Origin of the sequence: Streptomyces diacarni (assembly GCF_003323715.1) — a bacterium.
Classification (GTDB): domain Bacteria; phylum Actinomycetota; class Actinomycetes; order Streptomycetales; family Streptomycetaceae; genus Streptomyces; species Streptomyces diacarni.
In genome coordinates this window covers 1-22280 of sequence record NZ_QOIN01000070.1, presented here as the reverse complement: position 1 = coordinate 22280, position 22280 = coordinate 1, and the positions used below count along the sequence as shown (strand labels likewise).

General features: G+C 74.3%; 21 protein-coding genes and 2 pseudogenes. 12 read left to right on the top strand and 11 right to left on the bottom strand.

What is annotated here, in order from left to right; translation table 11 throughout:
* The first annotated feature begins 112 nt into the window (after positions 1–112).
* Both DTL70_RS31195 and DTL70_RS31185 read left to right on the top strand, forming a co-directional pair.
* Positions 113–895, top strand: a complete 783-nt coding sequence (locus tag DTL70_RS31195; protein WP_114025380.1) for an SDR family oxidoreductase — start codon at positions 113–115, stop codon at positions 893–895.
* 206 nt (positions 896–1101) lie between these two features.
* A complete protein-coding gene (locus DTL70_RS31185; RefSeq protein ID WP_114025379.1) occupies positions 1102–1332 on the top strand; it encodes a tautomerase family protein in 231 nt (76 codons plus the stop codon).
* Between the two features lie 107 nt (positions 1333–1439).
* On the opposite strand, the gene DTL70_RS31180 is transcribed toward DTL70_RS31185, so the two are convergent.
* Positions 1440–2390 carry a M56 family metallopeptidase gene (locus DTL70_RS31180; RefSeq protein ID WP_114025378.1) on the bottom strand — a complete coding sequence of 317 codons (951 nt, stop codon included), beginning with the start codon at positions 2388–2390 and terminating at the stop codon, positions 1440–1442.
* A 147-nt stretch (positions 2391–2537) separates the two neighbouring features.
* Positions 2538–2927: pseudogene (locus DTL70_RS31175) on the bottom strand (BlaI/MecI/CopY family transcriptional regulator); the annotation flags it as partial.
* 174 nt (positions 2928–3101) lie between these two features.
* On the opposite strand from DTL70_RS31175, the gene DTL70_RS31170 reads away from it, so the two are divergent.
* Entirely contained in the window at positions 3102–4085 is a 984-nt protein-coding gene (locus DTL70_RS31170) for a hypothetical protein (protein WP_147266847.1), read from the top strand.
* 78 nt (positions 4086–4163) lie between these two features.
* Here the strand turns inward: DTL70_RS31170 and DTL70_RS31165 are convergent, their stop codons facing one another.
* Positions 4164–4430, bottom strand: coding sequence for a GlsB/YeaQ/YmgE family stress response membrane protein (locus tag DTL70_RS31165; RefSeq protein ID WP_114025375.1), 267 nt, complete (start codon positions 4428–4430; stop codon positions 4164–4166).
* A 244-nt stretch (positions 4431–4674) separates the two neighbouring features.
* Here DTL70_RS31165 and DTL70_RS31160 point away from each other — a divergent pair, with 244 nt between their 5' ends.
* The 3 genes from DTL70_RS31160 to tatA are packed head-to-tail and all read left to right on the top strand — an operon-like array spanning position 4675 to position 8079.
* Complete coding sequence (locus DTL70_RS31160; protein ID WP_114025374.1) at positions 4675–5034, top strand: ArsR/SmtB family transcription factor; 360 nt, start codon at positions 4675–4677, stop codon at positions 5032–5034.
* A complete protein-coding gene (locus DTL70_RS31155) occupies positions 5027–7744 on the top strand; it encodes an HAD-IC family P-type ATPase (protein WP_114025373.1) in 2718 nt (905 codons plus the stop codon). The genes DTL70_RS31160 and DTL70_RS31155 overlap by 8 nt, the downstream gene beginning before the upstream one ends.
* Before the next feature lie 29 nt (positions 7745–7773).
* The gene (gene tatA / locus DTL70_RS31150; protein ID WP_114025372.1) at positions 7774–8079 is read left to right on the top strand and encodes a Sec-independent protein translocase subunit TatA; all 306 of its coding nucleotides are present in this window, start codon (positions 7774–7776) and stop codon (positions 8077–8079) included.
* Between the two features lie 178 nt (positions 8080–8257).
* Here tatA and DTL70_RS31145 read toward each other — a convergent pair whose 3' ends face one another.
* Positions 8258–9355 carry a LacI family DNA-binding transcriptional regulator gene (locus DTL70_RS31145; protein ID WP_114025371.1) on the bottom strand — a complete coding sequence of 366 codons (1098 nt, stop codon included), beginning with the start codon at positions 9353–9355 and terminating at the stop codon, positions 8258–8260.
* A gap of 363 nt (positions 9356–9718) precedes the next feature.
* Here DTL70_RS31145 and DTL70_RS31140 point away from each other — a divergent pair, with 363 nt between their 5' ends.
* The 3 genes from DTL70_RS31140 to DTL70_RS31130 are packed head-to-tail and all read left to right on the top strand — an operon-like array spanning position 9719 to position 12932.
* Positions 9719–10870 (top strand): Gfo/Idh/MocA family protein, encoded by a 1152-nt coding sequence (locus DTL70_RS31140; RefSeq protein ID WP_114025370.1) that lies wholly within the window; start codon positions 9719–9721, stop codon positions 10868–10870.
* Positions 10871–10902: 32 nt separating this feature from the next.
* Positions 10903–12090: a dihydrodipicolinate synthase family protein gene (locus DTL70_RS31135; RefSeq protein WP_114025369.1), complete on the top strand. Its 1188-nt coding sequence runs from the start codon at positions 10903–10905 to the stop codon at positions 12088–12090.
* Positions 12087–12932 carry a sugar phosphate isomerase/epimerase family protein gene (locus DTL70_RS31130; protein ID WP_114025368.1) on the top strand — a complete coding sequence of 282 codons (846 nt, stop codon included), beginning with the start codon at positions 12087–12089 and terminating at the stop codon, positions 12930–12932. Before DTL70_RS31135 ends, DTL70_RS31130 begins: the two co-directional genes overlap by 4 nt.
* 37 nt (positions 12933–12969) lie before the next feature.
* Here the strand turns inward: DTL70_RS31130 and DTL70_RS31125 are convergent, their stop codons facing one another.
* Positions 12970–13785, bottom strand: coding sequence for an SAM-dependent methyltransferase (locus DTL70_RS31125; RefSeq protein WP_114025367.1), 816 nt, complete (start codon positions 13783–13785; stop codon positions 12970–12972).
* A 60-nt stretch (positions 13786–13845) separates the two neighbouring features.
* Positions 13846–14739, bottom strand: coding sequence for a DUF3626 domain-containing protein (locus DTL70_RS31120; RefSeq protein ID WP_114025366.1), 894 nt, complete (start codon positions 14737–14739; stop codon positions 13846–13848).
* Positions 14740–14959: 220 nt separating this feature from the next.
* Between DTL70_RS31120 and DTL70_RS31115 the strand changes: the two genes are divergently transcribed.
* Together DTL70_RS31115 and DTL70_RS31110 are read left to right on the top strand one after the other, a co-directional pair.
* A complete protein-coding gene (locus tag DTL70_RS31115) occupies positions 14960–15406 on the top strand; it encodes a nitroreductase family deazaflavin-dependent oxidoreductase (RefSeq protein WP_114025365.1) in 447 nt (148 codons plus the stop codon).
* A gap of 100 nt (positions 15407–15506) precedes the next feature.
* Positions 15507–16163 (top strand): HD domain-containing protein, encoded by a 657-nt coding sequence (locus DTL70_RS31110; RefSeq protein WP_114025364.1) that lies wholly within the window; start codon positions 15507–15509, stop codon positions 16161–16163.
* Positions 16164–16226: 63 nt separating this feature from the next.
* Here the strand turns inward: DTL70_RS31110 and DTL70_RS31105 are convergent, their stop codons facing one another.
* From DTL70_RS31105 to DTL70_RS31090, 4 genes are all read right to left on the bottom strand, one after another.
* On the bottom strand, positions 16227–17372 hold the full coding sequence (locus DTL70_RS31105; RefSeq protein WP_114025363.1) for a pyridoxal-phosphate-dependent aminotransferase family protein: 1146 nt from the start codon (positions 17370–17372) through the stop codon (positions 16227–16229).
* A 150-nt stretch (positions 17373–17522) separates the two neighbouring features.
* Positions 17523–19631 (bottom strand): SpoIIE family protein phosphatase, encoded by a 2109-nt coding sequence (locus tag DTL70_RS31100; RefSeq protein ID WP_425470426.1) that lies wholly within the window; start codon positions 19629–19631, stop codon positions 17523–17525.
* Positions 19632–19782: 151 nt separating this feature from the next.
* Entirely contained in the window at positions 19783–20460 is a 678-nt protein-coding gene (locus tag DTL70_RS31095) for a hypothetical protein (RefSeq protein WP_147266846.1), read from the bottom strand.
* A gap of 241 nt (positions 20461–20701) precedes the next feature.
* A complete protein-coding gene (locus DTL70_RS31090; RefSeq protein WP_114025361.1) occupies positions 20702–21787 on the bottom strand; it encodes a branched-chain amino acid aminotransferase in 1086 nt (361 codons plus the stop codon).
* Positions 21788–21932: 145 nt separating this feature from the next.
* Between DTL70_RS31090 and DTL70_RS31085 the strand changes: the two genes are divergently transcribed.
* Positions 21933–22163, top strand: coding sequence for an alpha/beta fold hydrolase (locus DTL70_RS31085; RefSeq protein WP_114025360.1), 231 nt, complete (start codon positions 21933–21935; stop codon positions 22161–22163).
* A 19-nt stretch (positions 22164–22182) separates the two neighbouring features.
* Here DTL70_RS31085 and DTL70_RS34665 read toward each other — a convergent pair.
* Positions 22183–22280: pseudogene (locus DTL70_RS34665) on the bottom strand (IS982 family transposase); the annotation flags it as partial.

Sequence of the window (22280 nt, the reverse complement as noted above, 5' to 3'; positions counted from 1 at the left end):
CCCCTGGGTAAACGCCGCCCTGGCTGGGGACGGGGGAGCGGCCGATCGTGGAGGACGCAGCAGGGCAACGGCAACGCCGCGGCCCCACCCCCATCCCTCACAGGAGTCAGCTATGCCTGTCCCCACTGCCCTCGACGGGGCCGTCGCCTCGGCACAGCCCTCCCCCTCACCCCGTGTCGCGATCGTCACCGGCGGCTCGCGCGGCATCGGCCGCAGGACCGTCGGCAGGATGGCCGCTGACGGGTACGCCGTCGTGGTCGGCTACGCCGGCAACCGGGACGAGGCGGAGGCAGCTGTGGAGGAGGCCGTCACCGGTGGCGGCCGGGCGCTCGCGGTACGCGCCGACGTCGCCGACGAACACGCGGTCGCGGCCCTGTTCGAGAGGGCCGAAGCAGAGTTCGGCGGGGTCGACGTCGTCGTCCACGCGGCCGGGCGGATGCACCTGGCATCGATCGCCGAACTGGACCTGGCCGCCCTGGACGACCTGCACCGCACCAACGTCCGCGGCACGTTCGTCGTCGTCCAGCAGGCCGCCCGTCGGGTGCGTCCAGGCGGCGCGATCGTGACGTTCTCCACGTCCGTGGTGGGGCTCGCCTTCCCGGGCTACGGCGCGTACGCCGCCGGCAAGGGAGCGGTCGAGGCGCTGACGCTGATCCTGGCACGGGAGCTGCGGGGCCGGGACGTCACCGCCAACGCCGTCGCGCCCGGCCCCACGGCCACCGACCTGTTCCTGGACGGCAAGGACGAGGAGACCATCGCCCGCCTGGCCGCCCAGCCTCCGCTGGAGCGCCTCGGTACCCCGGCCGACATCGCCGAGGTCGTGGCGTTCCTGGCCGCACCGGCCGGCCACTGGATCAACGGACAGGTCGTCCGCGCCAACGGCGGAATCGTCTGAACCGACTCCGCGTCGTCTGGTCGCGGGGGGAGAGAGGCACGCTGCCCCCCGCGTACCCACACAGACCCCAGCCAGGGCGGCGGCGAAGTCGTCTCCGCGGTCGCCGACCGCTTCCGCGCCGACTTCTTCCGCCGCGTCGGACTGGGCAGCCTGCTCACCGCAGGCAGCTCCCTGTAACGCCCCACCGAGAAAAGGAACGACCAGCCATGCCTTTCGCGAATTTCAAGGTCCCCGAGAAGACCCTCACCCCGCGGCAGAAGGAGGAGATCGTCACCCGTACCACCGAGCTGTACGTCGAGCTCTACGGTGAGCGCGCCCGCGACAACACCATGGTGCTGGTCGAAGAGGTCGCCGACGGCGGCTGGGGCATCTCCGGCAACGTGCTGACCCTCGCCATGCTCGGCGAGGCGGCACCGGCCGACACCAGCGACGCCTGACCGCACCAACCGGCCGTCGGCCAAGACGGGCCTCGAAGCCGAGGGCCGCCGCGGATCTCACGGCGCAGGCCGGGGGCCGACTGGCCGGCCACTCGGCCGGCGCCGGCTCACAGCGGGGTGGCCGCGTGGAGGATGACGACGAGGGCCACGGCGGCGTTGGCCGAGGAGAGGGCCGAGACGGCGGCGCCGACGGCGGCGAGCCACGCGGCGAGCCCCGCGACGAGCCCGGGGGCGGTGGTCGGCGGGAGCCAGAGCCGCGCGGTCGGTGCCGGGTCGAGCAGCGCCTGCACGCGCCGGGGGACCTGCCCCGTGCCCGCGAGCGCGGGAAGGGTCCGCGGCGGACCGTCGCGCGCGAGGAGAGCCGCCTTGCCGACCGCGCGGGCGGTCAGCCGGCGGTCACCGACGATCCGGGCGGCCTCCTCGTCGGCCCACCGCTCCACCCCGAAGGTGACGGCCGTGCGCAGGGGCCGCAGGAAGGGGTTGGCGACGGCCGCGAGTTCGGCGAGGAGCAGCAGCAGGGGGTGGCGGGCTGTCAGGTGTGCGCGCTCGTGCGCGAAGAGCGCGCGCCGTTCGGCCGGTTCGAGCGCGCCGAGCAGGGACCTGGTGACCACGACCCGTGCGCGCGTACGCCGGTTTCCCGGCAGAGCGAAAGCGTAGGGGACGCTGTCGGGCAGTACGGCGACGGGGGAGGGCGGCAAGCCGTCGAGCGCGCGTCGAACACGCCGCCGGACGCGGAGGTGGCGCGCCACGGTGACACAGCCCGCGCCGACGAGGGCGAGGAGCGCCGGGATGGCCGCCTTCCCCAGGATCTCGTCGTAGGGGACGGCCGCGCGTACTTCCGGATGAGACCACGCGTCGGGCAGCGGATTGCCGGGCAACTGGGCGGTGCCGACGACGACCAGCAGCCCCAGGCACAGGGTGCTGCACGCGGCCAGGACGACGCCGGCCGCGACCAGCAGGCGCGTCGTGGCCCTGGGGTGCAGACGCCGCTCGGCGAGCCGGGCCACCGGCCAGGACGTCAGGGGCAGGACGAGAGGAAGGAGGACGAAGAACCCCACGGCTCAGTCGCTCTTCCCCTCCGCGTCGCTGTCCGGCGCCTCGGTGCGGGTGCCGGTGCCGGTGCCGGTGCCGGTGCCGCTGCGGGTGCCGCTGGCCGGGTGCGGGGCGCGGTCGTGCCCGCTGTCACGTCCGGTCTCGTGCCCGCCTTCGTGACCCTCGTCGCCGGTTTGCGTCAGCAGCGAGCGCAGCAGTTGCTCGTCGTCGTCGGTCAGCCCTGTGACGAAGCGGGTCAGCACGGTGCCCCGGTCGCTCTCGCTGTCGAGCACCTGCCGCATCCGGTGAGCGGCCAGCCCCGCCGCGTCCGCCGCGGGCGTCCAGACGAAGGAGCGGCCGGACTTCTCGCGGGTGACGGCCCGTTTGGCGAGCAGGCGCGTGAGGATGGTGACGACGGTCGTGTAGGCGAGGCCGCCGCCGAGCTGTTCCCTCACCCAGGCGGCGGTGACGGGCCCCGGCGCGGCGTGCAGAGCGGTCAGCACCGTGGCTTCCAGCTCGCCTTGTCCGCGTCGGCGTCCCCGCTCGTGCGCTGTCTCGCCCACATCTCCTCCCTCCGCCGGCCGGCGCCGCGCGTCGGCCGGCCACCGTGCGACCGGCCCCGTGCGCTCGGGATGTGTGGTCGCCGCGCCGCTCGTTTGAGTATCTTCTACAGTCTTGTAGATTTTCGCGTCCCGCCGGGCTGTTGGCAGCCCGCCGGGTGTCTGGGAGGAAGAGTAATGGGAGCTTCGCCGCCCGGGAGTGGGGCCGTCCCCCGCCTCCAGACGGAAACCGGCAGGGAGTTCGCGCAGGTGGTGGACGAAGCCCTGCGCTCGGAGGCCTTCCGGCGAGAGCTGCGGGGAGCGCCGGCCGGCACCGCGGAGCGTCTGAGGGACTGGGCGCACGCGTCCGCCGAAGAGCTGGCGGGTGGGGCGGCGGCGGAGTACCGCGCGCTGTGCCGGATACGCGACGACCGTATCGCCCGCGGCCGGGCGGCAGCCTCTCCGAGGAGGGTGCACCGGATCCGCGGCGGCGGGTTGTTCGCGGCGCTCGCCGTACTGGTGCCCCTGGTCGCCGCCGCCGCGGCCGTCATCTTTCTGGTGCTCGGATACGGGCTGATGCTGGTACGCGCTCAGCGGGATGTCGGTGCCTCGCTCGTGGTGACGGGGTGGTCGGGGGCCGGGGTCGCCGCGGTGACGGGCGCCCTGGGGCTGGGCAGGCTCGTCGTCACAGCGCGCCGCCACTCCAGATCGGGCCCCGCGTCCGGGCCCGGCGGTGCACCGGGCCTCGCGGAGGAGCGGCGTGCGGAGGGGAACGCTAGAACGGCGTGGCGCGCCGCTCTGCTGGAGCGCGCGGTACTGCCGTACCTGCGCGATCGGCTGCCCGACGCGAAGCGGGAGGTATCCGCGGAGCAGGAGGCCTCCGAGGAGTGTGAGACGTCCGCGAGGCGGTCCGGTCATCACAGTCCCGACTACGGGTCTTTCGATTACGGAAGTTTCGACTTCGGCAGCCCCGACTTCGCCGGCCCTGACTACGCGGGCCCGGACTTCGGCAGCCCCGCACGCGGCGGTCCGGGAACCGGCGACCGCGACCCCGACCGCGATGCGCCCGATTCCGCCGGCTCCGGCCGCGACTCCGGCCCCGACGGACCCGACTCCGGCTCCGGAGGCCGCGACTCCGACTCGTGGGGCCCAGCCGGCGGAGCGGGCCCGCGCGGCGGGTGAGGGGGCCGGGCGACGCCGGCGCGCCCGCGATCCCGTGCTCCCCGCGCGGGCCGCGGCCCGCGCGGGGAGCACGGGCACTCAGTTGCGGGAGTTGCCCAGCAGGAGGCGGTAGAGGATGAGCAGGACCAGCGAGCCGCCGATGGCGGCGCCCCAGGTGGGCAGGTCGAAGAACTCCTGCCGGATGGGGCGGTCCAGGAACGTGCTCGAGAGCCAGCCGCCGACGAACGCGCCCGCGACCCCGATGAGCACGGTGCCGATCAGGCCGCCCGGATCACGGCCCGGTAGCAGCACCTTGGCTATGGCTCCCGCCAGCAGGCCGAGGATGATCCAACTGATGATGCCCATCACATACCTCTCCAGTTCACCGGCAACGGACGTACCGGCGCACGGGAAGACGCCGAGAGGCGCAAAACAGTTCCATGGTTGCGCAACTGACGGGGTGCCGTGGGGGAGGAGGTGGGGCGGCCTGACCGGCATCACCGGCACCAGGCGCCTCTAGACTGAGGCCCGTCGCGGGCGCGGTCCGTGGCGGGGGCGGCCGCCGGCCGGTCGCTCGAAGACGTGCGGACGTGCGGACGGGAGTGCAGCGGTGGCATCGCAGGCAGGCGGTCACACGGACCCGTCCCCTCGGGTGCTGGCAGAGGCCGCTGCGGCCTTCGGTCTGCTCGCCTCGCCCTCGCGGGTGCACATCGTGTGGGCGCTCTCCCAGGGCGAGTGCGATGTGACCCACCTCGCCGAGCGGGTCGGTGGCACGCTGCCGGCCGTGAGCCAGCATCTGGCGAAGCTGAAGCTGGCCGGGCTGGTGCGGGCCCGGCGTGAGGGCCGGCGGCAGGTGTATCTGGTCGACGACCCGGTCGTGGTCGCCGTGGTGCACGAGATGGTGCGGCAACTGGACGTGGAGCCCTCGCGGCCGCGGCGGGTTCCGCGGCTGAGCGAGTTCGGTGCCTGAGACGGCGGGCCTCTCCCGGTGCGGGGAGGGGCCGGTGCGCGCCCGTGGCGAGGCGGCGCCGCTGGAGCACGCGGCAGGGCTGGCGGCCCACGCCCCGCTCACCGCGCTGCGGCGGCTGGAGGCGGGCCCGCGCGGGCTCACCGAGGCCGAGGCGGCGGATCGGCTGGCGCGGTACGGCGAGAACGCCCCGCCCTCGTGGCGCACCCCGTCGCTGTGGCGGCGCCTCGGCCGCGGTGTGCGTGACCCGTTCACGGCCGTCCTGTTGTGTCTGGCGGTCGTCTCCACGGCCGTGGGGTCGCTGGGGGCGGCGGGGGTGATCGCGGCGCTGGTCGCCGTCAGCTGTGTGCTGCGGGCCTGCGGTGAGCTGCGGGCCGACCGGTCGGTCGCGGGTCTGCGGGCGCTGCTCGCCGGGACCGTCACGGTGGTGCGGCGCCCCGACGCGGACGCGGCGCGACCGCTGTCCCGGGAGCTTCCGGTCGGTGATCTGGTGCCGGGGGACGTGATCAGGCTCGGCCCCGGCGATCTCGTCCCGGCCGACGTGCTGCTGCTGCGTTCCACGGGTCTGGTCGTGCACCAGGCGCCGCTGACCGGCGAGTCGGGCCCGCTGCCCAAGCACCGCGCCGACGCCGCGGCCGTGCCGCCCGCCGGTGACACCGAACTGTTCGAACAGCCCCATCTGTGCTTCCAGGGCAGCAGCGTGGTCGCGGGTGGCGGCACCGCTGTGGTGATCGCCACCGGCGCGGCCACCCGGCTGGCGGCCGGGCACGGGCACGCACGCGTCACGCACGGCGCCTTCGACCGCTCGGTGCGCGGCGTCGCCCGGACCCTGGTGCGCTTCATGCTGCTGACGCCGCCGCTCGCCCTCGCGGCCGACGCGGCCGTCAGCGGGCACGGGGTGCAGATCCTGCCCTTCGCCGTGGCGGTCGCCGTCAGCCTGACCCCGGAGATGCTGCCCGTCGTCATGACCGCCGTCCTCGCCCGCGGTGCCGTCTCCCTCGCGCGGGAACTCCGGGTGATCGTGCGGCGGTTGTCCGCGTTGCCGGACCTCGGCGCCATGGACGTCCTGTGCCTCGACAAGACGGGCACCCTCACCCAGGACCGTCCGGTCGTCGACCAGGCGCTGGGCGCGGACCTGCGTCCTGACCCCGCGGTCCTGCGCTGGGCGGCGCTCAACGCGCTGTGGACCGTGCAGCTGGCCGAGAACCCGGTGCCCGACGCGCTGGACGAGGCGGTCCTGGGCGCCGCGGCGCAGGCGGCGGGGCCCGTGGACGGGAGCGGTACCGAACCCGGTGCCGAGGCCTGGGAGGGCGTGGCCGCGCTCCCCTTCGACCCGGCCAGGCGGCTGTCCACGGCCGTCGTCCGGGAGCCGGGGCGCCTGGGCGTGCACACGCTCGTGGTCAAGGGCGCGGTCGACACCGTGCTGGAACGGTGCGCGCTGCCGGAAGCCGACCGTGAGGCGCTGCGCGCGGTGGCGGCGCGGTACGCGTCCGACGGCCTGCGGCTGCTCGCTGTGGCCACCGCCGAACGCGGCTCCCGGGCCGACGGGCGCGCCGTGGGCGTGGCGGACGAGCGCGGTCTGACCTTCGTCGGGCTGGTGACGCTGCGTGACTCCCTCACCGAGGACGCGCCGGAGGTGCTGCGCGCGCTGAGCGGGCGCGGCGTGGAGGTGAAGGTCCTCACCGGTGACGATCCGGGTACCGCCGTCCGTACCTGCCGGGAGCTGGGCCTCGACCCGGGCGACGACGTGCTGACCGCTCGCCGTATCGACGCGCTCGGCGACGACGAACTGGCCCGCGAGGCCGGGCGTGTCCGCCTGTTCGCCCGGTGCACCCCGCGCCACAAGGCGCGCGTCGTCGCCGCTCTGCAGGCCGACGGGCGTACCACGGGGTTCCTCGGCGACGGTGTCAACGACCTGGCGGCGCTCCGCGCCGCCGACGTGGCACTGTGCCCGCGCGACGCGGTCGCGCCCGCGCGCGAGAGCGCCGACGTGGTCCTCGGCGAGCACCCGTTCGCCGGGTTGGGTCATGCGCTGGACGCGGGCCGCCGCGCGGGGGTCTCCCTGACCGCTTATCTGCGCGTGACCCTCTCCTCCCAGCTCGGCAACGCCCTGGCGATGCTCGCCGCCGCGCTGCTGCTTCCGTTCGTGCCGATGCTGCCCGCGCAGGTCCTCGTGCAGAACCTGTTCTTCGACGCGGCGCAACTCGCCTTCGCCTTCGACCGGTGTGGCCCCGCCTCGCCCCGGCGGCCCGCCGCGCTGCGGCCCGGGCAGATCCTGCGGTTCATCACCGCCTTCGGCGTGCTGAACGCCGCGGCCGACCTCGCCACCTTCGGGGTGCTCGCCCTCACCGTCCGCGGCGCGGCCGACGCGAGTGGGCAGGCCCTCTTCCACGCGGGCTGGTTCACGGAGAACCTGCTCACCCAGGCGATGGTGATGGTGCTGCTGCGCACCGTGCCCCGCCTTCGCCGCCCCGCCCTGCCAGGACCCGTCGCGCTCGCCGCTCTCCTGCTGGCGGCCACCGGCATTCTGCTGCCCCTCACCGCTCTCGGCCCGCTCTTGGGCATGGTCGCCGCGCTGACGCCGCTGTCCTATGCGCTGCTCGCGCTGGTGCTGTTGCTGTACGGCGCCGCGCTCGCCGCGGCCATGAGGCGGTACGCACGCGAGGAGCCCACCGGTGCCGGCGAGAGCGCCGGTTGTATGGTTGCGCAATAACGCAACTGTCGAGGAAGGGAGAGGCGGCAGTGTTCTTGCGCAACGGTCTGGAGCCCTGGCATCTGCTGGTGGTGGCGCTGGTGGCGCTCCTCGTCTTCGGCTCCAAGAGGCTCCCGGACACCGCCCGCTCACTGGGCAAGTCCCTGCGGATTCTCAAGAGTGAGACGCGGGCGATGAAGGAGGAGGACGGCGGGCGGCCTCCGTCCTCCCGCTCGTCCGCGGACGAGGTTTCCCCTGCGCGGGAGACCTCGGACGCGGACGCAACCTCGCGCGTGGGGGAGGGCCAGGGCGCGGACGGCGAGGCCGCGGCCGCGCCTCCTGCCGCGCGGGGGTAGGCCCGGGTGGCCCCCGCAGCGACTCGGCCGGGCCCGGGGCTTTCCTGCGGAAGGTGCTCTGATGAGGGGTGCCTCTGCCCGTAGCGTGCGGCCCGCGGGTGGGTTGTGGGCTGGGAGGTGCCCTCAGGGGAGCCGTTCCCCGCGTCCGTGCGGGGCGCATCCCGGGGCACAGGGGGTGTCAGCGTGGGGCGGGTGGGGCCGTCGAGGCGCGCACCATCAACTCGGCGCGGACCGTGGCGACGTCGCCGGGTGGCGGAGTCTCCAGGCCCAGGGCGAGACGCCCGGCCCTGGCGCCCGCCTCGTAGAGAGGCAGGCGCACGGTCGTCAGCGCGGGGGAGGCGTCCGCCGCGAAGGGAAGGTCGTCGAAGCCGCCCACCGAGACGTCCTCGGGTATGCGCAGCCCGCGGTCGCGCAGAGCGGCGCAGACGCCGAGTGCCACGGTGTCGTTGGCGGCCAGCACCGCCGTCAGGTCCGGTGCGCGGCGCAGCAGTTCGAGTGCGCCGTCGTAGCCGGCCGAACGGTCGTATGCGCCGCCGTGCACGGTGAGGCGCTCCGCTTCGGCGAGCGCCTCGGGCGCCTGTTCACCCAGGGCCCTCCTGTGTCCCTCCAGCCGGTGCCGGGTGGTGGAGCGTTCCGCGGGGCCCGTCACGTAGCCGATGCGGCGGTGTCCGAGGGTGAGGAGGTGCGCGGTGAGGCGGTGGCTTCCTCCCCGGTTGTCGAAGGCGAGCGTGACGATGCCGTCGTCGGCGAGGGCGGGTTCTTCCCCCGTGCCGTTGCGGGGCGCGAGCGGGGGTCTGCCGCACAGGACGATCCGTGTGCCTGAGGCGGCGAGGTGGCGCAGCCGGTCGGTGAGCGCGGTGCTGTGTGCGGTCTCCTCCACGGCGCTTCCGGTCAGGACGACGGCGGCGGCCCGCTGGCGGCGCAGCAGCGTCAGATAGGTCAGCTCCCGCTCGGGGGAGCCGCCGGTGTTGCAGACGACGGCGAGCTTCTGGCCCGCGCCCATGGCCCCTTCGCCGCCCATCTCGCTCTGCACGGCGCTCGCGACGATGCCGAAGAAGGGGTCGGCGACGTCGTTGACCAGGATGCCGACCAGATCGGACGTGGCGGCGGCCAGTGCGCTCGCGGGCCCGTTGACGACGTACTGCAGTTCGTCGACGGCGCGCAGGACGCGGGTGCGGGTTCCGTCGGCCACCGGGTAGTTGCCGTTGAGCACGCGGGAGACCGTCGCCGAGGAGACCCCGGCCCGGGCGGCCACGTCGGCCAGGGTCACTGTCATGTCTTCCTCCGTCTTCCCGCTCCCGCGCGCCCCCGGCTCCCGCGTGCGCTGTGGGGCTGCGGCCGAGGGGCGAGCGCCATGTTCTCACCTCCGGGCGTGTCCTTGACTCCCCTCCACGGTGAGACCCTCTTTCACTGCACAAGCGCTTTCCCTCGAACAGGTCTTCCCTCTTCGCCCACTCTCCCATGAAGCATCCGTGCGGACTGCCGCTTCTCCGCACGGCCCTCTTGTGGGCTCTTCCGGGGGCAGCTAGCGTGCCGCGGAGAAAGCGCTTACCGACGCTCATCGACTGCACGGCGGCCCCGCACGGGACCGACCGTCGGCGCGAGCGGATCGAGAGGCAGTCGAGAGGAAGACGCACACGTGACAGTCAGGACCGTACGGATCGCCATGAACGGCGTGACCGGCCGCATGGGACACCGCCAGCACCTCGTGCGCTCGCTCCTCGCACTGCGCGAGCAGGGCGGCCTCGACCTCGGCGAGGGAACCGTACTGATGCCGGAGCCCGTACTGGTGGGCCGGCGCGCGCACGCGCTGGAATCCCTCGCCGCCCGCTACGGGCTGCACGAGTGGAGCACCGACCTGGACGCCGTCCTGGCCGACCCGACCATCGAGATCTACTTCGACGCGCAGGTGACCTCCGCACGCGAGGCAGCGCTGAAGAAGGCCATCGCCGCGGGCAAACACCTCTACACCGAGAAGCCGACCGCCACCGGGCTCGACGGCGCACTGGAACTGGCGCGGCTCGCCACGAGCGCGGGCGTCAAACACGGCGTCGTACAGGACAAGCTCTTCCTGCCGGGCCTGCTGAAGCTCAAGCGGCTCGTCGACGGCGGCTTCTTCGGCCGGATCCTCTCGGTACGCGGCGAGTTCGGCTACTGGGTGTTCGAGGGGGACTGGCAGGAGGCGCAGCGCCCTTCCTGGAACTACCGTGCCGAGGACGGCGGCGGCATCGTCGTCGACATGTTCCCGCACTGGGAGTACGTGCTGCACAACCTCTTCGGCCGCGTGACCTCCGTAACCGCCCACGCCACCACCCACATCCCGCGCCGCGCGGACGAGCGCGGCCGGCCCTACGAGGCGACCGCGGACGATGCCGCCTACGGCATCTTCGAGCTGGAGGGCGACGCCCTCGCGCAGATCAACTCCTCCTGGGCGGTGCGCGTACACCGCGACGAACTGGTCGAGTTCCAGGTCGACGGCACCGAGGGGTCGGCCGTCGCCGGGCTGCGCCGCTGCCGCGCCCAGCACAGGGCCGCCACACCCAAACCGGTGTGGAACCCCGACCTGCCCGCGACCGAGAGGTTCCGCGAGCAGTGGCAGGAGGTGCCGGACAACGGCGACTTCGACAACGGCTTCAAGGCCCAGTGGGAACTCTTCCTCCGCCACGTCGCACTCGGCACCCCCTACGAGTGGGACCTGCTGGCCGGGGCGCGCGGTGTCCAACTCGCCCAGCTCGGTCTGCGGTCGTCGGCCGAGGGCCGCCGCCTGCCCGTGCCGGAGCTGTCGCTGTGAGCGCCGCGCCACCCACGGCCGCAGGAGCGCCCGTGGGGATCCGGCTGCCCGACGCCACCGGTGCGCTGCGCACCTACGTGCCACGGGCCGAACCGGCCCCGGCCGTCAGCGCCGGGCCCGGGGCCGCGCCGCCGGCCTCCCGCACGGTCTTCGCCGCCGCGCACGTCGTCGCCGACCCGTTCGCGGACCACCGCCCCGGCGCCGCCGCGGCCGTCGACTGGGATGCCACCCTGGCGTTCCGCCGCCACCTGTGGGCGCACGGTCTCGGCGTGGCCGAGGCGATGGACACCGCCCAGCGCGGCATGGGGCTCGACTGGCCCCGCGCCGCCGAGCTGATCGGCCGCTCCGCCGCCGAGGCGCGCGCGGTGGGCGGCCGCATCGCCTGCGGGGTGGGCACCGACCAGTTGAGCGGCCCCGCAGCCGGGACGGAGCGGGTGCGTGCGGCGTACGAGGAGCAACTCGGTGTCGTGGAGGACGCGGGTGCCCAGGCCATCGTCATGGCCTCCCGCGCGCTGGCCGCCGCGGCCCGCGGCCCCGAGGACTACCTCGCCCTCTACGGCGATCTGCTGCGCCAGGCCGCCGAGCCCGTCATCCTGCACTGGCTCGGCCCCATGTTCGACCCCGCGCTGGAGGGCTACTGGGGCAGCCAGGATCTGGACGCCGCCACCGAGACGTTCCTGACGATCATCGCCGAACACCCCGGTAAGGTGGACGGGGTGAAGGTCTCCCTGCTGGACGCCGGCCGCGAGACCGCACTGCGCCGCCGCCTGCCCGACACGGTGCGCTGCTACACCGGAGACGACTTCCACTACCCCGAGCTGATCGCGGGCGACGGGCGCGGTTTCAGCCACGCGCTGCTCGGCGTCTTCGACCCCCTCGCCCCGCTGGCCGCCGAGGCCGTCCGCGCCCTGGACGCCGGGAACGCCGGCGATGCCGGGGACACCGCCGGTTTCCGCGCGGTACTCGACCCCACCGTCCCGCTTTCGAGGCACCTGTTCCAGGAGCCCACCCGCTACTACAAGACCGGCGTCGTCCTCCTCGCCTGGCTCGCGGGCCACCAGGACCACTTCGCGATGGTCGGCGGCCTGCAGACGGCACGCTCCCTGCCCCACCTGGCGCGCGCCTACGAACTCGCCGACGGACTCGGCCTCTTCCCCGACCCCGACCTGGCCCGCACCCGCATGCAGCAGCTTCTCGCCGTCCACGGAGTACCCCGGTGACAGCCACCCCGCCCGAGCTCGCCCGCTTCTCCATCAACCAGGAGACCGTCAGACAACTCTCCCTGCCCGCGCTCGCCGAGGCCTGCGGCGAACTGGGCGTCACCCAGGCCGGGCTGTGGCGCGAGCCGGTGCGCCGGTACGGCGTCGAGGCGGCGGCCCGGCTGATGGGGGACGCGGGCCTCACCGTCACCTCACTGTGCCGGGGAGGCTTCCTGACCGCCACCGATCCCGGCGAGCGGCGCCGCGCCCTGGACGACAACCGCGCGGCACTGGAGGAGGCCGCCGCGCTGGGCACCGGCACCCTCGTGCTCGTCTCGGGCGGGCTCCCCCGGGGCAGCCGCGACCTGCGCGGGGCACGCGAGCGGGTCGCGGACGCGCTCGCCGAACTCGGCGACCACGCGGCCGCCGTGGGCGTGCGCCTGGCGCTCGAACCCCTGCACCCGATGTTCGCCTCAGACCGGTGCGTGGTCTCCACCCTCGGCCAGGCACTCGACCTGGCCGAACGCTTTCCGCCTGACCAGGTGGGCGTCGTCGTGGACACCTACCACCTGTGGTGGGACGACCAGGTGCCCGGGCACATCGCTCGCGCGGGCAGCACGGGCCGTATCGCCGCCTTTCAGCTCGCCGACTGGGTCACCCCGCTGCCCGAGGGCGTGCTGGTGGGCCGGGGCCAGCTCGGCGACGGCTGCGTGGATCTGCGCCACTTCCGCTCGCTGGTCGACGCGGCCGGATACCGGGGCCCCGTCGAGGTGGAGATCTTCAACCCCGGCCTGTGGGCACGTGACGGCACCGAGGTGCTGGCCCAGACCGCCCGGCGGTACGTGCGCCACGCGCTCGGCTGACTGGCCAGGGCGGCCGCGCGGCACGGGCGGCCGGGGATCAGAAGGGCTTGCGGGCCAGCGCGCCGTACATCGCGATGTCCTCGTCGCGGACCTGCTCGTCGCCCGGGTCCGGGCGCCACTTGTGGACCTGCACGAGACCGGGCTCGACCAGTTCCAGCCCGTCGAAGAACGCGGCGGCCTCCTCGCGCGTGCGCAGTGCCATCGGCATGCCCTCCGCCGCGTACCGCTCGGCGACCCGTCCCACCTCTTCCGGGGCGAAGTCGGCGGTCCCGACGGTCGCCGCGAGGTAGCTGCCCGCGGGCAGCGGGTCCAGCAGCCGGCTCAGCAGCCCGTGGTCGTCGTCGCCGGGGTGGATGAAGTGCAGCATGCCGACGACCAGCAGTGCCACCGGCTCGTCGAGGGCCAGGGTGTCGCGGAACTCGGCGGAGCCGAGGATGGCGTCCGGGTCCCGCATGTCCGCCTCGATGTAGGTGGTACGGCCCTCGGGCGTGCTGGTGAGCAGCGCCTGCGCGTAGTTCAGCACGATCGGGTCGTTGTCGACGTAGACGACCTTGGACTCGGGCGCCGCGCCCTGGACGACCTCGTGCAGATTGGGGGAGGTCGGCAGCCCCGTGCCGATGTCCAGGAACTGGCGCACGCCCCGCTCCCGCGCCAGATAGCGGCTCGCGCGCAGCATGAACGCGCGGTTGGCCCGCATGTGCACCGGCAGTGCGGGCCACACCTCCACCATGGCGTCCCCGGCCACCGTGTCGGCCTCGTAGTGGTTCTTGCCGCCCAGGATGTAGTCGTAGACCCGGGCCGAGTGTGCCGTCCCCGTGTTCAGCCGCTCCTGACCGCCGTCCCCGATATGCATGCGCCGCTCCCCAACTGGGCTCCGGTGGTCCGCCGGAGCGTCGAACTCGTTGCCGACACCCTACGGGGGGAGGTTGGTTGACGCGGAACCGAACCGCGCCAGGCAGTGCCACACCTTCTTCACCGCCTGCGGATCGTGGCGGCCCGTGCGCGCGGCCTCACCCAGGACCCGGGGGTCGAGCCGGCCCCCGCCCTCCCGCGCGATGCGCACGCCCAGGTCCACGTACTCCTGGCCGCGGTAGTCGGGATGGCGGCGCAGCTCGTCCGCGGTGAGCACGAAGCCGGGGTGCCATGCGACGGGGCAGGGGAGCCGCGCGGCCGCCGCCTCCACCGCCGTGTCGCGGAAGGAGGGGTCGAGGACGAGCGCGTCGACGTCCCGGTCGAGCTCGACGCCGCCGTGCACGTGGGCCTCGACGTAGTCGTCCAGCGGGTCGCGGACCTGTGCCTCGGCCAGTTCGACGAGCGCCATCCGGCAGGCCACACCGAAGGCGGACGGCTCGGTGACGCTGTCCGGATAGCAGAACGTGGTACGCGCGAGCGTCGCTGCGGTGAGCCGCAGATGGGCCGAGCCGAAGCGCGGGGCCGCACCGCCCCGACGGCGGCGGTGGTCGAGCGCACCGTAGACGGGGCGCTCCTCGGGCGGCGCCTCGTCGTAGGCGCCGCCGAACATCCGGGTCTCCCACCGCCACCGCTCGCCGCCCGGGTGCGCCGTCAGACCGCCGTTGCCGACACCGGTGACGAACTGCGAGGAGTAGGTGCCCTCCCGCGCCAGCCGCTCCAGCACGGTCTCCTTGCCGACCAGCCGGTCGGGGTGGAAGTTCAGCGTGACGCCGGCCCCGGCGCCGAGCGGCCCGCCGCGCGAGCGCGCCGCGACGTACCGCAACGCCCGCAGCTGCGGCGTCCCGAGGGCGACATGTCCCGCACGGCCCGTGGCGCGGCTCGAGTACGCATCCATGCGTCCACAGTGCCGCGAGCAGGACGCTGATCGCACACGGAATCGCGGGCGGACGCCAGGCGGGGGCCCGCCTGCCCGTACCGGGCGGGTGCGGCGCCCACCGGCCGCTTCCGGCCACGTGTACGGCCCCGTCACCGGTGGTAAGCCGAGGAGTGCCAGGCAAGATGATCTGACGGCCGCGAGCGGTCCGGCCGCGAACCGACGAGGGGACGAACGCAGCATGCCGATCCAGGGTGAGTACGTGCCGAGCCCGGAGCAGTGGGTGCGTGACCAGGTCGACCTGTACGAGAGCTCCGGCGGCACGGAGGGCACCACGATGCGGGGGATGCCCGTCATCGTCCTCACCACGCGGGGTGCCAGGAGCGGCAAGGTGCGCAAGACGCCGCTGATGCGCGTGGAGCACGAGGGGAAGTACGCCGTGGTCGCCTCGAAGGGCGGGGCGCCCGAGCACCCCGTCTGGTACCACAACCTGGTCGCCGATCCCCGTGTCGAACTCCAGGACGGGCCGAAGCGGCAGGACATGACGGCCCGCGAGGCCACGGGCGAGGAGAGGGCGCGGTGGTGGGAGCGCGCCGTGGAGGCGTTCCCCGACTACGCCGAATACCAGCGCAAGACCGGCCGCGAGATCCCGGTCTTCGTCCTCGAACCCACCCCTGGCGGACACTGAGCGGCACGGTGAAGGCCGCGGGCCCGAGGCGCCCGGGGCGGCGGCCGAAGCGGCGCGTGGGCGAGGGCGTAAGCCACGAGGCAGGAGCGAAGGAGCCCGGATGGGTGAGCGGACGGACGGACACGAGGGCCCTGGCGGGGTGCGGGTACCGGACTCCCGGCTGGCGGCGGAGGCCACGGAGCTCGTACGGGACACGACCGGCGACCTGGTCTACGACCACTCGCGCCGCGTCTTCTTCTTCGGCAGCCTCCTGGGCCGCGCCCGCGGCCTCAGCCACGACCCGGAGCTGCTCTACGTCGCGGCCCTCTTCCACGACGTCGGGCTGGGCGAGCCGTTCCACGACAGCGGACGCCGCTTCGAGGTCGACAGCGCGGACGAGGCCCGCCGCTTCCTCGCGGCCCGCTCCGTGCCAGAGGACAGCATCCGGCGGGTGTGGACGGCGATCGCCCTGCACACCACACCGGGCATCCCGGAGTTCATGGAGCCCGAGGTGGCGCTGGTGACGGCGGGAGTGGAGTACGACGTCCTGGGCTTCGGCTTCGACGAACTGGCGGCGGACGACCGCGCGGCCGTCGTCGCGCTGCATCCGCGCCCCGCGTTCAAACAGCGCATTCTGCGCGCCTTCGCGGACGGCGTGGGCCCCAAGCCCGAGACGGCGTTCGGCAACGTGAAGGCCGACGTCCTGGCGCACTACGACCCGCACTTCGAGCGCGGCGACTTCGTCCGCACCATCCTGGAGTCGCCCTGGCCGGAGTGAACCGCCGCGTGCGCGACCGGCGGAGGCGCCCCGGGGCCCGGGCCCGCCTCCGCCGCCCCGCCGTCAAACCGATGCCGTCGCGTCCCAGGCGGCTTCGGCGCTGTCGACGGCCGCGGCCGCCGCGGACGTCCCCGTGCCCGCGCCCGTGACGTCCAGCGTCCGCAGCCCCGCCGCGAGGGCCGCTACCGTGTCCGCGACCACGGTGCGGTCGGCAGCACGGCCGTAGTGGTTCACCCGGAGCATCTCCTCGGCGAGCGCGCCCGCCGCCGCCTGGAGCGGCACCCGAGGGTCGGCCTTCAGCGCCGCGGCCACCACCTCGCGCGCGTCCACGCCCTCGGGCGCGCGCAGCGTCGTGGCGGCGGGCGCCGCGTCCTGGTCGCGCAGCACGTACGGGGCCAGCCCCGGCAGCTCGCGCGCCGCGGCGCGCGTCGCGGCGGAGGCCGCGCGGTGCCGGGCGATCGAGCTTTCGAGCCCCTCGGCGGCCACCCGGTCGACGGCCTGCTCCAGCGCCAGCATCTCCAACTGGGCGGGGGCGTGGGGCAGCGCGGTACGGCCGCCGTCGAGCCACCGCTGCTTCCAGTCGAGCAGCGAGAGGTACGAGCGGCGCGGCGCCTGCTCGTTCGCGGCGATCCGCTCCCACGCCCGGGCGCTGACCGAGACGGCGGAGACCCCGGCCGGGCCCGCCAGCGCCTTCTGGCCGCCGACGACGCACAGGTCCACGCCCCACGCGTCCGTCAGCAGCGGCTCTGCGCCCACCGAGGCGACGGCGTCGAGCATCAGCAGCGCGCCGCTCTCCCGTACCGCCTCGCCGATCTCGGCGACGGGGTTGGTGTTGCCGGTCGCCGCCTCCGCGTGGACGAGGCTGACCAGCCCGACGCGCGGGTGCCGCCGCAGGGCTTCGGCCACCTGTTCGGCGTCGACAGCGCCGGTGAACGGCGCGCTGAGAGTGACCACCTCGGCCCCGCAGGCACGCAGCCAGCCGCCGAACGTCTCCCCGTAGGGGCCGCTGACCACGTTCAGCGCCGTACTGCCGGGCGCCGCCGCCGAACGGATGCACGCCTCCAGCGGCAGCAGCGCCTCGCCTTGCATCGCCACCACGTCGCACCCGGTCCGCAGCAGCGCGGCGACCTTGTCCTCGACGGCGGCGAAGTGCTCCGCGGTCAGCGGCGGCAGATCCAGCAGGGACGGGTGCTCGGTGTTCGCAGTCACGGTCGCCTTCCAGCCACGAGGGGCGCTTCTGGGCACGGCCCCGTCTCCGCACGACCCTACGTCCGCGACCCGCCCGCCTCACCTCCGGTACCCCGCTTCCACCGCCGGAGGCCGACCGGCACGGACCGGCACCGGCCGGCACCGGGCGGGTCAGGGGCGGGGGCTGGTCACCAGCAGGGCCACGTCGTCGTGGTTGTCGGGGTGGCGCAGCGTCCTCAGCAGCCGGTCGCAGGTCTCCTCCAACGACTCCGCCGCGCCGGAGCCGCACGGACGCAGCAGATCCAGCAGCGCGTCCAGCCGGTCCTCGATGTCGTCCCGCCGCGTCTCGACCAGCCCGTCGGTGTACAGCACGAGCCGGTCGCCCGCCTCCAGGCCGACCGTGGTGGTGCCGTACTCGCCCAGCCCCGTGCCCAGCGGGGCGCCCTCGGGCGGTCCCACCAGGCGGGGCTCGCCCCGGGCCGGGACGTGGACGGGCGGCAGGTGGCCGGCCGAGGCGATCCGGCAGCGGCCCTTTGCCGGGTCGTAGACGGCGTACAGACAGGTGGCGATGTAGGGGTCGAAGCCCATGGTGATCCGGTCGAGGTGGCGCAGCACGTCGTGCGGCGGCAACGACAGCCGGGCGACGGTCTGGGTGGCGGTACGCAGCCGTCCCATGGTGGCGGCCGCGTTGATGCCGCTGCCCATCACGTCGCCGACGACGAGGGCCGTGCGGTCCTCTTCGAGCTCCAGCACGTCGAACCAGTCGCCGCCGACCTCGCTGTGGGCGCCGGCCGGCTGGTAGCGGGAGGCGACCCGCAGCCGGGTCGTGGCGGCGGCCGGCGTGGGCAGCATGCTGCGCTGCAGGGTGAGGGCGATGTTGTGCTGCTGCCGGTAGAGGCGAGCGTTGTCGATGCAGACGGCGGCGCGCCCTGCCAGCTCGCAGGCGAGGATGGTGTCGTCGCGGTCGAAGGGCTTGGGGTTGCGGGAACGCTTGAGGTCGAGCGCCCCCAGCACCTCACCGCGCGCGATGAGGGGGACGGCCAGATAGGAGTGGACCCCGGCGCGCGCCAGCAGCGCCGCGGACTCCTCGTCCCTGGCGATGTGCAGCAGATCCTCGGGGCGCACCGCCGGTACGGCCACGGGTTCCGCCGTGGCGACACAGCGGGTGACCAGCCGGTCGGCTCCGTAGCGCGCCACATGCCCCGGCAGGTCGGCAGCGTCCGCGGCGACGGTCGGGTAGGCGAGCGCGAGCGCCAGGGCACGGAAGGTGGCGGTCTCCTCCTCGGGGATGCGCACCGGCTGGTCACTGACGGCGGCGTCCAGCACGTCCACGGCGGCGATGTCGGCCAGGTCGGGCACGGCGACCTCGGCCAGTTCCCTGGCGGTCTGTTCGAGGTCGAGCGTGGTGCCGATACGGACCGACGCCTCCGCCAGGTGGGAGAGGCGCTGCCGGGCCGCTTCGGCCTGGAGCGCGGCCTGGTGGCGCTCGGTGATGTCGGTGACGGAGACGGACAGCCCCAGCGGGCGCCCGCCCGCGTCGTCGAGCCGGAAGACGGACACGGACCACGCCCGCCCCTGGCCCCGCGAGGTCTCACCGCCGAGGACCTCCTGGTCGATGACCGGTTCCCCGGTCTCCAGCACCCGCCGCATCACCCGCTCGGCCTTGCCCGCGTGGCCGTGGGGGAGGACATCGTGGACGGAGCGGCCCAGGTGCTCCTCGACACCGACGCCGTCCAGCCGCGTGAGGGTCGGGTTGACGGACACGTAGCGCAGCGCGGTGTCCATGACCGCGAACCCCATCGGCGACTGCTGCACCAGCCGGGCGGAGAAGGCCAGGTCGCGCTCGACCTCCCGCAGCGTGGCCTGGTCGGTGATCAAGCCCAGCGCGAAGACGGCACCCTGGTCGTCGTTGAGGCGCATGTTGCGGAACTCCAGGGGTTTGACCTTGCCGTTCCGCAGCTTCACAGGGAAGGAGCCCGCCCAGCTCCGGCCGGCCCGCAGCACCTCGTCGAAGAGCCGCAGTACCAGCTCCCGCTGCTCGTCGGGCACCAGCAGCGGCGCCGCGTAGCTGCCCAGCGCCTCCGCGGCCGAGTAGCCGAACAGCTCTTCGGCCTGCGGACTCCACAGCACGATGCGTCCCCGCGCGTCCAGCACCACGGCCCCCACGCCGAGCACGTCCAAGAGCCCGCCGGGCGGCGACAGGGACACGCCGCGCGGTCTGTCGCCTGCCTCCGGCGCGCCGTCGGCGTCGCCTGCCGGCGGCTCCTCGCGGTTCCTCACGACGACGGCTACCTTCCTGCCCTGGGCTCCCCTTCCATCCTCCCTCGCGCCCCGGCGACGTGCCCCTCCAGCGCGCGGGGTGACATCCGATGCGCCCGTTCGGGTGGTCAGGACAGGGGCGGCGGCCCGACCGGCGGTCGCCGGACCCGGCTCACCTCGTACGGGCGCCGGCCAGCACGTCCTCCACGTCGTGGACGTCCGCCCGTGAGCCGCCCCTGGCGATACCGAGGACGAACGAGGTGCGGTCGCTGTCCACCGTGAAGACGGTCATCAGCAGGTGGCCCGCGGGCCTTCCCCCGCGGGCCGGCAGCCGCAGCGCCACCGTGTGCCCCGGATGGCCGCTGACCTCGGTGGCCCGGGACCCGCCGAGCTCGGCCGGGCGGCGGGGGAAGAAGCGCTCCGCGTTCGACCTGGCCGCCGCCTCGGTGTACGTCCCGAGGTCGGCGTCCGGCACCACCTGCCCCGACCGGCCGGTGAGGACGGTGCCGCCGCTTCGGCCGCCCGTGGTGGTGCGGGTGATCCGCGACGAGAAGGCGCCTCTCGGGCCCGCTTCTTCCCGGCGGTCGAGCTCCCAGCCCGGAGGCAGGGCGTAGGAGACACCGGCCCTGTCGTCGCTCACCCGGGGCCTGTCGGCCAGTGGGGCGTCGTCACGGCCGCGCAGCAGCCACCAGACCGTGCCGCCGCCGCACGCCAGCGTGAGCACGACCGCCACCGTGAGTGCCGCCCGCAGACCGCGCCGCACCCGCGAAGGCGCCGGCGGACGGGGAGGGGGAGCCGTGCCCGGACGGTGCGGCGGGTACGGCTGCCCGGACAGCGGCGGTGTCGTCATGCGCTCAGCTTTCCCGTCCGCCCCCGGCCCTACCTGAGCGCGCGTACTCAGCGGGTTACTCAGCCGCGGTGGGGGTATCCGCCCGGGCCGGTGCGATCGGGGCAGTCCGCACGGGCCGGTGCGATCGGGCCCCTCAGCTCTCGCGCGGGGCCGCCGTCGAGCCGCGGGCCTGGACCTCGGCGTCGATGACCACGGTCACGGGCGGCGCCTGAGGATCGACGACGACCCGCTCCCGAAGGAGTCACAGCACGCGACGCAGCCAGCCGTGCGGGTCCTCGGCGCGGCCGTACTGGATGTCCAGCACCCGCGTGCGCAGGGCCGCCGTCCGCCGGCCCGGCTCGCCGTCGCCGACGGTGAACGCGTAACCGTCGCCCTTGAAGCCGACGACGGGGGTGACCACGGCCGCCGTACCCGCCGCGAACACCTCGGTGACGGTGCCGTCGGCGGCGCCCTCGCGCAGCTCCTCGATGGTGATCGGGCGCTCCTGGCAGGTCAGCCCGGCCTCGGCGGCCAGCGTGAGGAGGGTGTCGCGGGTGACGCCTTCGAGGATCGTGCCCAGCGGCGGGGTGATCAGGCGGCCGTCCGCGGTGATCAGGCACAGGTTCATGGTGCCCGACTCCTCCAGGTTGCCCTCGCCCGCGCTGTCGAGATACAGCACCTGGTCGCAGCCGTGCTCCTCGGCCTCCAGCTGGGCGGCCAGCCCGCCCGCGTAGTTGCCGCCGCACTTGGCCGCGCCCGTACCGCCCCTGGCCGCCCGCGAGTAGGTGCTGGTCACCCACAGCGTGACGCCGGTGAGGCCGCTGGTGAAGTACGGGCCCGCGGGGCTCGCGATCACCGAGAAGACGATCTGCGTGGCAGGGCGCACCCCGAGGAAGGCCTCGGAGGCGAACATGAACGGGCGCAGATACAGGCTCTCTTCGTTGCCCGGCACCGGGACCCACGGCTCGTCGGCGCGGACGAGCGCCTCCACCCCGGCGAGGAAATCCTCCTCGGGAAGCCGCGGCAGTGCCATCCGCCGCGCGGAGCGGGCGAAGCGCGCCGCGTTCTGCTCCGGCCGGAAGAGCCAGACGCTGCCGTCGGCGTGCCGGTAGGCCTTGAGCCCTTCGAAGATCTCCTGCGCGTAATGCAGCACGGCGGCGCTGGGGTGGAGCGAGAAGGGCTCCAGCGGGCCGACGCGGTGGCCGTGCCAGCCGAGGTCCGCACTCCAGGTGGCGGTGGACATGTGGTCGGTGAAGTAGCGGCCGAAACCCGGCGCGGCGAGGATGCGTTCGCGTTCCGCCGCCGGAGTCGGACTCGTCGTCGGGGTCAGTGGGTAGTCAGAGGCCACGGCCAACTCCTCACGCCGGTGCGGCGGTCACGGCGGCGGGGCCGCCGGTGTGCGGACGCCGGGCGCCGGCGTCGAAACAGATGTTAATGACCGTTAAGCGGTACGTCACCGCGGGTGGGCGCGGAGGCGGTGCCCGGGGCGGCGGGTGCCGGTCACCGACACCTGGCAGCGCGCCGCCGGCATCGGCGTCCCGGTCCTCGCGCTCAACGGCTCCCTCGACTCCCCCGACCACCTCGGCATGGCCGAACGCCTCATCCGCGCCGTCCCCGAAGGGCGCACGGCGACCGTCGAGCGGGCGGCCCACTACCCCGGCATGGAGAACCCCGCCGCCTACAACGCCCACCTGCGCACCTTTCTGGAGCAGGTGACCGGCTAGATGAGTGAGTCCGATGTTTTTAGTGGTCGTAGGCGGTCAGTGATCGTTTGACGTCGGCGCCGGTGGTCCAGTTGCGCCAGAGTGCGGCTGCGAGGGCGAGGAGTCGTTGGCCGACGC

Bases quoted from the DNA above. Each gene is read 5' to 3' on its own strand.
- DTL70_RS31110 (WP_114025364.1), top strand. From the start codon at position 15,507: ATGGGTGAGCGGACGGACGGACACGAGGGCCCTGGCGGGGTGCGGGTA.
- DTL70_RS31125 (WP_114025367.1), bottom strand. From the start codon at position 13,785: ATGCATATCGGGGACGGCGGTCAGGAGCGGCTGAACACGGGGACGGCA.
- DTL70_RS31170 (WP_147266847.1), top strand. From the start codon at position 3,102: ATGGGAGCTTCGCCGCCCGGGAGTGGGGCCGTCCCCCGCCTCCAGACG.
- DTL70_RS31185 (WP_114025379.1), top strand. From the start codon at position 1,102: ATGCCTTTCGCGAATTTCAAGGTCCCCGAGAAGACCCTCACCCCGCGG.
- DTL70_RS31145 (WP_114025371.1), bottom strand. From the start codon at position 9,355: ATGACAGTGACCCTGGCCGACGTGGCCGCCCGGGCCGGGGTCTCCTCG.
- DTL70_RS31195 (WP_114025380.1), top strand. From the start codon at position 113: ATGCCTGTCCCCACTGCCCTCGACGGGGCCGTCGCCTCGGCACAGCCC.
- DTL70_RS31115 (WP_114025365.1), top strand. From the start codon at position 14,960: ATGCCGATCCAGGGTGAGTACGTGCCGAGCCCGGAGCAGTGGGTGCGT.
- DTL70_RS31095 (WP_147266846.1), bottom strand. From the start codon at position 20,460: ATGACGACACCGCCGCTGTCCGGGCAGCCGTACCCGCCGCACCGTCCG.
- DTL70_RS31165 (WP_114025375.1), bottom strand. From the start codon at position 4,430: ATGGGCATCATCAGTTGGATCATCCTCGGCCTGCTGGCGGGAGCCATA.
- DTL70_RS31120 (WP_114025366.1), bottom strand. From the start codon at position 14,739: ATGGATGCGTACTCGAGCCGCGCCACGGGCCGTGCGGGACATGTCGCC.